Origin of the sequence: Shewanella psychrophila, assembly GCF_002005305.1 — a bacterium.
Taxonomy (GTDB): domain Bacteria; phylum Pseudomonadota; class Gammaproteobacteria; order Enterobacterales; family Shewanellaceae; genus Shewanella; species Shewanella psychrophila.
The window spans coordinates 2,439,497-2,452,840 of the sequence record NZ_CP014782.1 but is presented as its reverse complement, the minus strand read 5'-3'; the positions used below and the strand labels follow the sequence as shown (position 1 = coordinate 2,452,840).

General features: G+C 43.4%; 11 protein-coding genes. 10 read left to right on the top strand and 1 reads right to left on the bottom strand.

Features of this window, described 5'->3' with window-relative positions; all coding sequences use genetic code 11:
• Nucleotides 1-310: 310 nt before the first annotated feature.
• From sps_RS10685 to sps_RS10670, 4 genes are all read left to right on the top strand, one after another.
• Complete coding sequence (locus sps_RS10685) at nucleotides 311-1,585, top strand: efflux RND transporter periplasmic adaptor subunit (protein ID WP_077752512.1); 1,275 nt, start codon at nucleotides 311-313, stop codon at nucleotides 1,583-1,585.
• A complete protein-coding gene (locus sps_RS10680; RefSeq protein WP_237158054.1) occupies nucleotides 1,585-4,680 on the top strand; it encodes an efflux RND transporter permease subunit in 3,096 nt (1,031 codons plus the stop codon). The genes sps_RS10685 and sps_RS10680 overlap by 1 nt, the downstream gene beginning before the upstream one ends.
• Nucleotides 4,681-4,820: 140 nt before the next feature.
• Entirely contained in the window at nucleotides 4,821-5,516 is a 696-nt protein-coding gene (locus tag sps_RS10675; RefSeq protein WP_077752511.1) for a DUF3313 family protein, read from the top strand.
• Nucleotides 5,517-5,530: 14 nt separating this feature from the next.
• Nucleotides 5,531-6,559, top strand: a complete 1,029-nt coding sequence (locus tag sps_RS10670; protein ID WP_077752510.1) for a lipid A deacylase LpxR family protein — start codon at nucleotides 5,531-5,533, stop codon at nucleotides 6,557-6,559.
• A 76-nt stretch (nucleotides 6,560-6,635) separates the two neighbouring features.
• On the opposite strand, the gene sps_RS10665 is transcribed toward sps_RS10670, so the two are convergent.
• On the bottom strand, nucleotides 6,636-7,028 hold the full coding sequence (locus sps_RS10665) for a DUF3568 domain-containing protein (protein ID WP_077752509.1): 393 nt from the start codon (nucleotides 7,026-7,028) through the stop codon (nucleotides 6,636-6,638).
• A gap of 334 nt (nucleotides 7,029-7,362) precedes the next feature.
• Here sps_RS10665 and sps_RS10660 point away from each other — a divergent pair, with 334 nt between their 5' ends.
• The 6 genes from sps_RS10660 (at nucleotide 7,363) to sps_RS10635 (ending at nucleotide 13,319) form a co-directional block, all read left to right on the top strand.
• Nucleotides 7,363-8,139, top strand: coding sequence for an outer membrane lipoprotein-sorting protein (locus sps_RS10660; RefSeq protein WP_077752508.1), 777 nt, complete (start codon nucleotides 7,363-7,365; stop codon nucleotides 8,137-8,139).
• Between the two features lie 59 nt (nucleotides 8,140-8,198).
• Complete coding sequence (locus sps_RS10655) at nucleotides 8,199-9,455, top strand: ABC transporter permease (RefSeq protein ID WP_077752507.1); 1,257 nt, start codon at nucleotides 8,199-8,201, stop codon at nucleotides 9,453-9,455.
• Nucleotides 9,456-9,626: 171 nt separating this feature from the next.
• Entirely contained in the window at nucleotides 9,627-10,877 is a 1,251-nt protein-coding gene (locus sps_RS10650; RefSeq protein WP_077752506.1) for an ABC transporter permease, read from the top strand.
• A 67-nt stretch (nucleotides 10,878-10,944) separates the two neighbouring features.
• The gene (locus sps_RS10645) at nucleotides 10,945-11,676 is read left to right on the top strand and encodes an ABC transporter ATP-binding protein (RefSeq protein WP_077752505.1); all 732 of its coding nucleotides are present in this window, start codon (nucleotides 10,945-10,947) and stop codon (nucleotides 11,674-11,676) included.
• A complete protein-coding gene (locus sps_RS10640; RefSeq protein WP_237158053.1) occupies nucleotides 11,673-12,980 on the top strand; it encodes a hypothetical protein in 1,308 nt (435 codons plus the stop codon). Before sps_RS10645 ends, sps_RS10640 begins: the two co-directional genes overlap by 4 nt.
• Before the next feature lie 168 nt (nucleotides 12,981-13,148).
• Nucleotides 13,149-13,319, top strand: coding sequence for a CCGSCS motif protein (locus sps_RS10635; protein ID WP_077752504.1), 171 nt, complete (start codon nucleotides 13,149-13,151; stop codon nucleotides 13,317-13,319).
• Nucleotides 13,320-13,344: the final 25 nt, after the last annotated feature.

Genomic DNA, 13,344 nt, shown 5'->3' with positions numbered 1-13,344 from the left:
TTTTGTCGAGCTTAATTGGCGAAATGTAGTTAAAAATTCTTTATTAATCAAGCTTAGATACATAACCTTTAGATAAAGAATATATAAAGTCATAAGTTTTATTACTAAGTTATTTTGTTTTAGAGGTTTGTTTTATGTTCGTGAGTCGAGAAGGTAAATACTTAATTCAGATTTAGGGAGGCCCTCATTGCTCGAGAGGAATGTAGGTAATATATTCATTATGTTTAACTTATAAATAGTTTAGTTTTTGTATTTCCTCATTCACTAATATCTGCCCTATGAAATGAATTTCGATTGAGCAGGGGCCCCTATGTCTAGATTAGTGTCAGAAGAAGTATCAAAGAATGCGTTTGGAAAAGTAACGGGTAAGATGTCGAAGGCGTTTGTGATCGCTACCTTTTCATTAATCGCTATTATTCTTTTATTGGTGTTTGGCTTTTATTTTTTTAAGCAGTACATGATTAAAACTAAGTTGGCGGATTTCTCGTTTCCCCCAGTCGCTGTGACGTCTGTGAGTACTCATAAAGAAGACTGGCTCGAAGAGATCAAGGCTGTTGGCCATGTGACAGCTAACCAAGAAGTGAATATTACTCCGCAATTGTCAGGACAAATTAAGCGAATAGCGTTTAGCTCTGGTGAGTATGTTGAGAAGGGCCAACTTATAGTGCAGTTAGATACCAGCCTGCTAAAGGCAAACCTAAAGACCAGTCTGGCTAATCTGATGTTGGCAGAGCTCGAGTACCAACGTCAGTTAAAGCTGTTAAAGACTCATAGTACATCCCAAGATGCTGTAGATTCGTCATTTGCCAAGCTTTCAACCAGTCAGGCTGATGTCGAATATATTCAAACCCAGATGGACTTTATGGCCATCAAGGCACCATTTTCTGGTCGGCTTGGCATAAGAAACGTGAACCTAGGTGATTACGTTCAGCCGGGGACATCGATTGTTGAGCTACAAAATCAAGATAATCAATTTATCGATTTTTCAATTCCTGAAGCCTATCTGTCTAAGGTCGCGTTAAAACAGCAAGTTCACTTCTCAACCGATACTTATCCAGATGAGGATTTCATAGCCAGCATCACAGCCATCGACCCAATGGTCGACAGTGTTTCACATAACTTAGATATACGTGCTCAGGTGCTGGATTCCAGAGTACCGCTTATCTCAGGTATGTATGTTGAAGCCAACATTCAAAGTAATCACATGGCCCATGTGATCCCATTGCCCAGTATCGCGGTGACATATTCTCTTTATGGTGATGCCGTCTATGTGCTTAAGCCAGAGACTAAGTTCGCTAGTAAAGAACATGAAGGCATGTTTGAGTATCAGGTTGAGCGCCGCGCCGTTCAAGTAGGCCGCAAAAGGGGAGGGAACCTTGGAATACTCAAAGGTTTAAAGGTAGGTGAGCAAGTGGTGACCTCTAATCAGCAGCAACTAAAACCAGGCAGTAAGGTTTTGCTCAATAACAGCAAGGCGTTCGCTGTGGCAGCTAACTCCGATAAAACATCAGTGGGTCAAGCTCAATTTTCTCCAAAGAGAGTGAGTAGTAACAGCGCTGAAGTTAACCATAGCCAGGGGGAATAATGATGAAGTTTACTGATATTTTTATAAAACGCCCCGTTTTATCGCTTGTGTTGAGTCTTATCTTATTAGTGCTTGGATTCAAGGCATATGACATGTTGCAGGTGAGGCAATATCCAAAGCTTGAAACCGGAGTGATAACCATTAGTACCCAGTATCCGGGAGCCAGTTCGTCGAGTGTTCAGGGCTATGTGACACAGCCTTTACAGGCGCAGGTTGCCCAGGCTGAAGGTATCGATTATATGACCTCTAATAGCAGTTTAGGTAAGTCTTTGATCACTGTCTATCTCAAGTTGGACTATCCCTCAGGTAAAGCCTTAACTGAAATTTTATCTTTGGTACAGCAAGTGAAGTATCGACTTCCCACTGGCGTGCAAGACCCCAGTATTTTAAAGTCGACGTCTCAATCGCCAATCCTGTATCTGTCATTTTCTAGTGATAATCTGGCTACGGAGCAGATCTCTGATTATATTAGTCGCGTCGTTAAGCCTACCTTGTCGACGGTGAATGGTGTCTCTAAAGTCGATATTCTTGGGCAACGTGATTTTGCCATGCGTATTTGGCTTAACCCAACCAAGATGGCGGCTTTAGGGCTCACTGCCAGTGATGTGCAAAATGCCATAAAAGGCAACAATACCGTCAGCGCGGCAGGCAAGATTAAAGATGAATACATCGAGGTGGACATTAATGCACATACCGATGCATCTTCGGTTGCCGATTTTAACAATATCAGCTTAAAAGAGGCCGACGGCCGTTTAATACATCTGCGGGATATCGCGACTGTAGAGTTAGGGGCGAATTCCTATGATGCCCAAGTTAACTTTAATGGCAAGCCTGCGGTGTTAACGGCAATCAGCAATACCTCTAACTCCAATCCGCTCACTGTAGTTGCCGATGTCTATAAAGTGCTTCCAGACATTATAGATAGCTTGCCTGAGGGGATGCATGGGTCAGTTGTCTATGATTCGACTCAGTTTATTACTACCTCAATAGATGAAGTGGCTAAGACATTAATTGAGGCGGCATTAATCGTGGTGATCGTTATCTTTGCATTTCTAGGTTCCATGAGAGCCATGCTGATCCCACTTGTAACTATACCTCTGTCTTTAATTGGCTCGTTATTCTTCATGTTGATTTTGGGCTTTAGTATCAACCTACTGACGCTCTTGGCTATGGTGCTTGCCATCTCCTTGGTGGTGGATGATGCGATTGTGGTGGTGGAGAATACATTCAGGCATTTAGAGGATGGATTGAGTCCCGTACAAGCTGCAATGGTCAGTGCAAGAGAGATAGCCGGGCCCGTGATTGCTATGACCATCACCTTAGCAGCGGTTTACGCACCCATAGGCTTTATGGGCGGTCTTACGGGGAAATTATTCACCGAGTTCGCCTTTACCTTGGCAGGTTCTGTGTTGATTTCAGGTTTCATCGCGTTAACGTTAACGCCGATGATGTGCTCGAAGGTTTTGTCAAAGAGCGTGTTAGAGGGGAAGTTGGTTAAGCGTGTTGATTCAGTTATGGCTGGGATCACTCAAAAATATACGAGGCTTTTGAGCTTAGTATTGGATAATAGAGCTATGGTATGGCCCTTAGCCGGCACTATCTTATTGGCGCTGGTATTTATGTTTACTCATACTTCATCAGAGCTTGCTCCTCAAGAGGATCAAGGCGTGGTGATGATGATGGGTAAGGGACCCGTTCAGGCCAATACCGATTATTTAGCGCATTTCACCCAATCTCTCACTCAAGTTGTTAATCAATATCCGGAAAAGCAGATGGATATGATGGTCAACGGCTATCAAAATAATCATACATTTTTTGGTTTAACTGTACTTAAAGATTGGAGTGAGCGACAAGCGACTGCGAAAGAGGTAATGCAGCGTTTTCAAGCCGACAGTAAGACCTTGCCTGGTGTGCAGATCTATACTTTTTCGCCACCCGACTTACCTGGTACGCCACAAGGGCTGCCATTCCAGATGATTTTGAAAACACCCACGGGAAATTATAAAGACCTCTACCAATATGCAGAAAAATTAAAAGATTACGCGATGAAAAGTGGCAAGTTTATTTATGTTCAAAACGATTTGAATTTCAGTAAGCCGCAGATAGAGGTCATTATAAATCGCGATAAAGCGGCGCTGATGAATGTCAGTGCCCAAGACATAGGTGTGGTCTTGTCTCGCTATTTAAGTGAGGGATTCATTAATTACTTCTCCTTAGACGGCAGGAGTTATCAGGTCATTACTCAAGTGCCTCAGGAAGATAGAAACACAGCAACAGATTTGAATCAGTATTATGTCGAGTCTCAGAGCCATGAGATGGTGCCATTAGCGTCATTAGTCACTATTACCAAGAGTGTACAGCCTTCAAATATCGATCAGTTCCAACAACTCAACAGCGCCATGATTGAGGCTAAAATGATGCCGGGTGTGAGCATAGGTGAGGCATATAAGGTGATGGAGCAGGGCGCAAAGCAGATTTTACCTCAGTCCTATTCTGTAGACTCGTCGGGCCAATTACGCCAGTACCTACAGGAAGGTTCATCTCTGGTGGCAACCTTCTTCTTAGCCCTGATCATCATCTATCTGGTGTTGGCGGCGCAGTTTGAGAGCTTTCGCGATCCCTTAATCGTCTTGACCAGTGTCCCTTTGTCAATCTTTGGTGCCATGCTACCGCTTTATTTTGGTGTTGATACCTTAAATATCTACACGGAAGTGGGTCTAGTGACGCTAATCGGACTGATTAGTAAGCATGGGATCTTAATTGTCGAGTTTGCCAATCAGCTGCAAAGAGAGACAAGTTGCAGCAAATATGAAGCGGCACTGAAATCCGCATCAGTCCGCTTAAGACCTGTGCTGATGACCACTGCGGCTATGGTGATAGGTGTAGTGCCATTACTGATAGCATCAGGTGCAGGTGCACAGAGCCGCTTCTCCATCGGTTTAGTGATCACCGTCGGTATGTCGATTGGCACCTTGTTTACCTTGTTTGTTGTGCCGACGGTTTATACCTTTTTAGCGCAAGATCATAAAAAGCAGCAAGAAATAGAAACAGGTGATGCTCAAAGGAGTGAGGTTGCTATTGGACTAAGTGAGTAAAGAACTTTGCGATTAAGGAAATATGGGCTAGCCAGGGACAGGTTGAATGGCTGCTGGCTTCAACTCATCTTAATAGCGAAAGCTTAAATCTCGTTTAGCTTAACTTAGCCCCCTTAAACTGATTTAAACAGGACATTCTTATGAAGAAAATAATACATTTAACATTGGCTCTGGTACTCGTGCTCTTGACTGGGTGCTCGAGTCTAACGCCAACAGCAACAGATCTCGCTACAACAGATGCTTTGACCAATAAACCGCTACATGAGGTGGATTATGATACTGATAAGAAGGGCGTGCAGTGGGTGTCAAAATCAATAGTCCCCCACTACTACAAGGCTTTATTGGTGCCTAAGGTGGAGCTAAAACGAGACTCAACTCAGGACAAGCAGATCCCCGAATCGGTATTAGAGAAGCTTGCTAATGAGATAACAGGGCACTTACGGCAAGAGATCTCCCCCTCAATGAAACTTGTTGATAAAGCGGGTGAAAATGTGGCGCAAGTGAACATTCGAATTAGCCGAGCTACAACCGAACCTGAAGATCTCAAGTTAACGGAAATTATCCCAATAGGGGCTGTGATTGGCTCGGTGAAGATGGCATTAGGTACGCGGGATAAGAACGTTAGGATCATTATAGAGACGCAAATTGTAGATAGTGTCACTTTAAAACCGCTTGCGGAGCGTGTCGCTGTGATTAAAGCATCGGGCGTACTGGAGAACAGTAGCAGTCATTTGAATTATGAACAGATTAGAACAAATGTAGATAATTTCGTGCAAGAAACAAGAATGTTTATTTTCTCCGCAGCCTATGAAGCACATCAAGATGCACTGAAGTAGATTACTGAACAGAAATGCTTAAATATATCATTGCTATATCACTCACACTGCCATTTTTTATTTTAACTGATGCCAATGCCGCTGATGTACTTTCCCCCTCCTCAAGTTGGGGGCAATTCACTTTTGAAAATGATGCTTTTGGCGTACTTGAGCCCAGTGACGACGGTTACACTAACGGTGTTGCCTATTCTTGGGGAGAAGCCCAAGTTAACAGCTTCGAGGACGTTAACATTCCAGCTTGGTTGCATTATATCAGTGACTGGACTTACATCAATCGAGGTGAGGATGGGAGTTACACTGTAAGTTATTCGATCCAACAAGGCATGTATACGCCTACAAACTTGGAAGAGGAGTCATTGATTGTTGATGATAGGCCATATGCAGGGGTCTTAATATGGCAAGCTAAATTGCGCCAGTTTGATAAAAATGTTGCAACAAGTCTAATTATCGATGTAGGCGTTGTGGGACCAGCAGCTCTGGCTGAGCCAACACAAACAGCTATTCACAGTGTTATTTCGGCGACAATGGCAAATGGTTGGGACAATCAAATTAACAATGAACCAGTATTTCGAGTCGGGTCTGAATATGTAAAGCGGTTAGCAGATTTTCCACTGTCAGATAGTATTGTCAGTGATCTTAATTTCTATGCTCAAGCTGGTATCGGCAACCTTAGAAGCGATGTCAGTATGGCATTAATTTTTAGACTCGGGAGCGGACTGGATGAGACCTTTTCTCTAGTGAGTCCAACCGCTTCCCATAGTGCTAACCCCTATACGTTAGTATCTGGTCATGGTTTTTACTGGCAGGTATTTATGTCATTGCATGGCCGTTATGTCTTAAACGATATTACCTTAAACGGTAATACTTTCGAAGATAGTCATTCTGTCGACTTAATTCATGAGCAGAATCAATTTAGCTTAGGCTTTGCTATGCGCTGGGAGAGCTGGGGAGTATTGTTTTCGACATTACGTGGAAGCAAACAATTTGATGATCAACAAGATGATACTAACTTTGCCGCCGTAAGTATCAGCTACTTCTATTAATTTCATGGAAGCCAGAGCTTTAGATTAAAACAGAAAATTAAAGCCCTGACAAAGTTACATGAAAAATAATATTTAGTTACTTAGTTTGTTCGCACTTAACTTTTAGTTCGTTACAGATTTTCAATACAGCAGATAATGGTGTTGTTTCATTATCTGCTGTTAGATCTGAAACAATCGTTAATTGTGATAACTTTGAATTAAGAGCCGTAACTTTGATACTGCCACTGGTCTCATTTTTGAGTATGTCGAGCTGCATAGCTGAGTCGTTTTTATTGACGATAGTGACATTAGGTTTTCCTTGAATCGTTTTGATAGCGACTTGGTAAACATTTTTAGCTGGCGCTTCTATGTCAACGGACGCCACTTCATGATTTTGACTCTTGTAATACATCACGGCCCCAATCGTTGCAATGCCTGCACAACCAGAAACGGATAACGATATAAGTAACATTATTACTAACTTTTTCATATTTTGTTCCTTGGATACATTTAGAATAAATAATAGCAGCGATTAAACATCAAGATGTTCAAACTACTAGTTTTTGAAGCTGACTTATAGAGCACAATGGAGAGTCTGTTTATCCACTTTTATGAGTTATTGTTTGGCGTTTAACTGACTTAGACTTAAAGGCTAGATATTACCTCTGGTGCTAGCTTACAACAATTTAAATATTCCAATGTAAACTCATACCTATCTATGTTTCAGTTTTGGTTCAGTAGTTTATAGTAGCTTATCTCTTGTGTACTTATTCCAGCATCAACTATCTCGTTAGATCACAGGAACCGTAGTGAGGAAACGACTTATGCCATTTTCATTGAAAAAAAACGTCAAAATCCATCTTTGTTTAACTTTGCTGTTATCTACATTACTGCCGAGTTTCGTTTTGGCTAAGTCCGCTACTGAAATTGTGGCTGAATCTGATAAGCAGATGCGCGGGGATGCTAGTTATACTGTGTCGACCATGAATATCATTCGCCCAGATTGGATCCGCTCCATGAGCATGAAAAGTTGGACCAAGGGGCAAGACTTATCACTGGTACTGGTGACTGCTCCGGCAAAAGATAAAGGCAGTGCATCGCTTAAACGTCAAAAAGAGATGTGGAACTGGATCCCGAGTATCGAACGTGTCGTTAAAATTGCCCCATCTATGTTGAGTCAATCCTGGATGGGTTCTGACTTTACCAATGATGATCTTATCAACCAGTCCTCCATTGTTGTCGATTATGACCATAGGTTAGTCGAAGCGCAGGTTATCGACGGCGAGGCTAGCTATGTTATCGATGCTATCGCGAAACCCGATGCACCAGTGGTGTGGAGCAAGGTGAGGTTATGGATCTCAAAAGATAGTTATCTGCAGCGAAAAGTTGAGTTTTATGATGAATTCGATGACTTGGTCAATACCATGGAAACCTTCGATATTAAAAAGATGGGAGGGCGGTTAATAGCCACTCGGATGACCATGACTCCAGCCGATAAGCCTGGCAATAAAACCGAGATGCTCACCCATGAAGCTCAGTTTGACTTCGATATTGGCGATGAATTTTTCTCTCAAAGTCAGATGAAAGCGTTAAGGGATTAAGGTTTTAGTTACGAGCTACGAGCTTTACTCGCTACTCGTAGCTGATTTTAGGGAGATCTATGTTACTAAAACTTGCTTGGCGAAATCTGTGGCGACAGAAGCGGCGCACAATACTCACAGCTTGTGCGCTCGCTTTAGCGTTAATCCTCTCTCTAGTCATGCGTAGCACCCAAGAGGGGAGCTATGCCAATAATATCGAAAACAGCGCTCGTTTCTCCACAGGACTGATTCAGCTGCAAGATCCGAATTTTGCTGAGACGCAGAGTATTGATGATCTTTTGCCCCAAAGTGATGCCTTTATCGATATTGCTAAACAGCTACCAGATGTAGAGCGAGTCCTGCCTCGCATAGAGTCCTTTTCATTGGCCGCAGCGGCTGATAAGTCCAAAGGCGTTATGGTGCTGGGCGTCATGCCTGAGCTTGAAGATGATTACTCGGGGATTACCAGTAAGCTTGTGGCTGGAAGATTCCTTAAGCAAGATGATAAACAGGTACTAATTGGCCAAGGTCTGGCTGAATATTTTGAGTTAACTGTTGGCGATGAAATAGTGCTGTATGGGCAAGGATATCGGGGGCAGACTGCAGCCGGGCTTTACACCATTAAAGGTATACTACATTTCCCTGTATCAGGACTCGATAACCAGCTCGTCTATATGCCACTACCACTGGCACAAACCCTCTTTAGCACAAATAAACAGGTAACGGCTTGGGTGTTGCATACCAAAAATCTGTCTCAGATTGAACAAACTGTTAATCGGTTAAAGCAGGTTTATAGCGAGCAAGGTAAGGCTGCAGGTTTTACAGACAAGGTCAATGTACGTGATTGGAAGGCGTTATCTCCAGAGATGGCGCAGCAGATAGCCATGGATAAGGCTGGTGGGATATTCATGATGTATTTACTTTATGGTGTCGTAGGCTTTGGGCTGTTTGCCACTATTTTGATGATGACCTTAGAGCGGCAGCGAGAGTTTGGCGTTATGTTAGCCACGGGCCTGTTAAGGCCCAAGCTGCTTGCCTTAGTCATGCTTGAATCTGGATTTATCTCTCTTCTTGGTATTGTATTTGGCCTGCTTGTGGCCACGCCCATACTTGTCTGGTTTAATCTTCACCCAATACAGTTAACCGGGGAAACTGCACAATTGATGCTAGACATGGGCTGGGAGCCGATAATTCCTATGATGTTAGCGCCATGGCTGTTTATCGACCAGATACTGATTGTACTCGTTCTGATGTTGTTGTGCTTAATCTATCCACTATGGCGGGTTTACCATTTAGATTTGGTGACCGCGCTAAAGGGAGGTGATCATGCTCATTAAGCTAGCGTGGAAAAACCTTTGGCGACGTATTTATTATAACCATCTAAGTATATCTGCCTTGCTTGAACGGAGGGCTGGCTATGTTGGTTAAACTCGTTTGGAAGAATCTTTGGCGACGTAATAATTATAACCATCTAAGTATATCTGCCTTGCTTGAACGGAGGGCTAGTTATGTTGATTAATTTAGCCTGGCGAAATCTTTGGAGAAATAAACTACGTACCTCCATTATGCTCAGTGCTATGGTGTTTGGCCTTATTGGCGTGGTGACCATGATGGGGTTTATGACTGGCATGTACGGTAATATGATCGATAATGCTATTGCCTGGCAAACCAGTGATCTTCAAGTTCATAATCGTCAGTATGTTGATAATCCAGAGCTTAAACTTCTTATCCATTCCCCTGAAAATGTCACCAAAGCGTTAGCGAGTATGCCAGAAGTCAAAGCCTGGTCTTCACGGTTTTTGGTCGATGGCATGGTGGCATCGGCACGCTCTAGCCGTGGGATCCGTATCAATGGTGTCGATATCGATGACGAAGCTAAAGTTACCCCACTTGCCAGTAAACTGGTTACGGGGACTTGGCTACCTATTGAGGGCAGACACCCTGTGCTGGTGTCTCAAAAAACGGCTGACCGATTGAAATTACGTTTAGGCTCAAAAGTGGTTTTAACCTCTAGCAATGTTGAGAAAGATGTCACCGGCGCGGCCTTTAGAGTCGCCGGTATTTTCAAAACGCCTTCAACAGGTTTCGATGATGGCAACCTCTATGTCAGACGCGGCGATCTGATGAAGATGGCGGGACTTGATGGCGTGCATGAGATAGCTGTGGTGCTGAATACCACTAGCAGTAAAATTGGCAGTCACTTCTCCAATGAACTCGCCCTTCAGGTGAAAGCTAAGCTTGAAATTGCTAACAAAGGCAATCTCAATAGCATCAGAGATTGGCAGAAGATCCAACCTATGCTGGCAACTATCATCTCTCAGATTGGCGTGAGTAACGCCATTGTGCTGGCCATCTTTATGCTGGCAATGGGCTTCGGCATTATCAATATCATGTTGATGTCGGTATTTGAGCGGACCCGCGAGTTTGGTGTCTTGATGGCTGTCGGTATGCAAAAGCATAAGGTTTTTACACTGATCATATTAGAGACGGGGCTACTCGGTGTTACTGGGGGGCTTTTAGGTGTCTGCGGTGCTTCTATTTTAGTTAATATTTTGCAAATTACCGGTATTGAGCTTGGTGGTATGGCTGAAGGCGTCGGCGCTTTAGGCGTGGATACCACTTTGTATCCTCAAGTTTCTGTGCTGGAGTATTTTTCTACCTTTGTCACTGTCATTGTAGTAAGCCTGTTTGCGGCTCTGTATCCGGCAAGGCAGATCTTAAAACTTAGTCCGGTCGATGCCATGGCTGAAAAACATTAATGCTCGTCGCAAGTTATGACGTTATTGAGTGATCGATTGTCAGTCGTTAAGAACGAAAAGGGTAACTATGAGTATTCAAACAACTCAACTGTGTAAAACTTATAACCAAGATACCGACTTTCCTGTGCATGCGGTTAAGGCATTAGATCTCAATATTGAACAGGGGGAGTTTGTTGCCGTGATGGGACCTTCCGGCTCAGGTAAAACCACCTTGCTCAACATGATTAGCGGCATCGATGAGCCAACATCCGGCACGGTTATTATCGATGGTAATGATATCTGTCAGTTAAGTGATAAAGACTTGATTGGTTTTCGTCGTGATCATGTGGGTTTTATCTTTCAGGATTACAGTCTGCTGCCGGTGCTTACCGCATTAGAGAATGTCGAGTTTGTGATGCAGCTTCAGGGGCATTCTGAAGATGAGTGTCGAGCACGCGCAACTGACCTTCTAAAGCGTGTGGGACTCGGGGAGCATCTGCATAAGGTGCCATCTAAACTATCAGGTGGTCAACAGCAGCGAGTGGCTGTGGCGCGTGCATTAGCACCTAGACCTAGGTTTGTGATGGCCGATGAGCCTACTGCAAACTTAGATGCGGCTAGCACTTCTGAGCTACTGGATATTATGCAGCAGCTTAATGAAAATGAAGGGACGACATTTATCTTCTCAACTCATGATCCAAGAGTTATCAAGCGTGCCCGCCGAGTCATCGTATTTGAAGATGGTCAGTTAACTGAGGACCGTGTGCAGGAACCAGTACAGGAAACTGTGCAGTTAAGAGCACAAGAGCAAGTGCAGTGAAGAGTGCAGTAAAGAGTTCAGTGAGTTTCACTGTACCAGTATTGCTTACCTCATCGATTTTACTCTTGCACCCGGCGACAGCTTCTACTATTCCGGGTCTTGAACCTGCTAAAAATTGGGATCTCGATGGCTATGTGAAGTATATGGGCACGATCTCCTATCCAGACTCTGCTTCCGATAGCGTCGATCATCTATTGCATCAGCGATTTAACTTTGAGTATCGCTTCGACAGTGAGCTTAGATTCAATGCCTCGATGCGAAATAGAGTGTTCTATGGAGATAGTGCAAAAATTCCTGGTTATGGCGATCTTATAGGCTTAGATCCTGGTTACTGGGATATGTCGGCAACCTGGCTAGATACCGAAGGCTGGGTGGGTAATACCCAGTTTGATCGCGCCTATATCGATTGGAAGCCCAGCGAGTTTGCTGGTGGAGATTGGCAAGCAAGAGTCGGGCGTTTTCGTATTAATTGGGCGATGAGCACCCTGTGGAATCCAAACGATATCTTCAATGCGTATTCGATATATGATTTTGATTATGAGGAGCGCAGTGGTGCCGATGCTGTACTTATTAGCCGTAAACTTGGCTTTGCTAGCTCATTAGATTTTGTTTATAACCCTAATCAAGATAGCAAACTAACCAGCTATGCGGCCCGTTATTTAACTAACTATGCTAGCTGGGATCTGCAGTTTTTAATCGGGAAATCTGGATTTGATCATGTTTTGGGCGCTGGTTTTTCCGGCGATATTGGCGGCGCAGGCTTTAGAGGTGAAGTGAGCTATTTTGAGCCTCAATATGATTATTGGCCAATAGAAGAACCTGTTCCTTATGATTCTATCGCTAACATACCGACAGGCATAAACCCTTTAGCTAATGGAGCGAGTTTATCTCCTAGAGCTCAGAGACTAGAGGCAACCAGTGTCGCCACACTAGAGATGGATTATAGCTTTACCGGAGCGAGAAACTGGATGGTCAGAGGCTCTGTGCTGCATATCTCAGAACCCACTGAGTCAGATAGCGCCTTGCTTTATTTAAATATTCCTTTGACTGCGAGAACCTTAAGTTTTACTCACTGGACCAGTTATCTGGAGCTTGGGTTCGACATTTCACCACTGAGTCGACTCACCTTTAGCAATAGCTTTTATGATGATGGCTCCTACTTTTATGGGGCTAATATGAGTTATTCATTGGCAAATGAGTGGACCATGCTGATGGTATTGCAGCGATTCGATGGTAGCAGTGGCAGCTTGTTTTCACAGAGCGCATCGACACTTGGGTTTGTGCAGCTAAAATGGAGTTTTTAGTTCTGTTATTTCCTAAGGGTAAGATTTAGTCGATATTCTTCACTCATCATTCTCTGATATTTGAATCCTTGTTCCATAAACTAGTACTAGGTACTTGACTAAATATGTCGGAATTAATAACATGCTATAAAAATACATGTTTAAGGTCCATTGTCAAAGGAGATCCTAATGGCTATTAGTTTTTTCAAAAAGAAAAGTGCGGCAGAAAAAAACACTCAAACTGAGCTGGAGTCTATTCAAAATTTGAAGCAAGGCGCTAGTTATGCTGATGAAAAAGTAGAGGCTGATAATAAGCTAAAACATGGTGAATCAGGTGTATGCTGCGGTTCATGTTCATAATAGCAATTGGTATAAGTGTTCGATG

Excerpts from the sequence above, each read along its gene's own strand:
- sps_RS10685 (WP_077752512.1), top strand. The coding sequence starts at position 311 with ATGTCTAGATTAGTGTCAGAAGAAGTATCAAAGAATGCGTTTGGAAAA.
- sps_RS10680 (WP_237158054.1), top strand. The coding sequence starts at position 1,585 with ATGATGAAGTTTACTGATATTTTTATAAAACGCCCCGTTTTATCGCTT.
- sps_RS10675 (WP_077752511.1), top strand. The coding sequence starts at position 4,821 with ATGAAGAAAATAATACATTTAACATTGGCTCTGGTACTCGTGCTCTTG.
- sps_RS10670 (WP_077752510.1), top strand. The coding sequence starts at position 5,531 with ATGCTTAAATATATCATTGCTATATCACTCACACTGCCATTTTTTATT.
- sps_RS10665 (WP_077752509.1), bottom strand. The coding sequence starts at position 7,028 with ATGAAAAAGTTAGTAATAATGTTACTTATATCGTTATCCGTTTCTGGT.
- sps_RS10660 (WP_077752508.1), top strand. The coding sequence starts at position 7,363 with ATGCCATTTTCATTGAAAAAAAACGTCAAAATCCATCTTTGTTTAACT.
- sps_RS10655 (WP_077752507.1), top strand. The coding sequence starts at position 8,199 with ATGTTACTAAAACTTGCTTGGCGAAATCTGTGGCGACAGAAGCGGCGC.
- sps_RS10650 (WP_077752506.1), top strand. The coding sequence starts at position 9,627 with ATGTTGATTAATTTAGCCTGGCGAAATCTTTGGAGAAATAAACTACGT.
- sps_RS10645 (WP_077752505.1), top strand. The coding sequence starts at position 10,945 with ATGAGTATTCAAACAACTCAACTGTGTAAAACTTATAACCAAGATACC.
- sps_RS10635 (WP_077752504.1), top strand. The coding sequence starts at position 13,149 with ATGGCTATTAGTTTTTTCAAAAAGAAAAGTGCGGCAGAAAAAAACACT.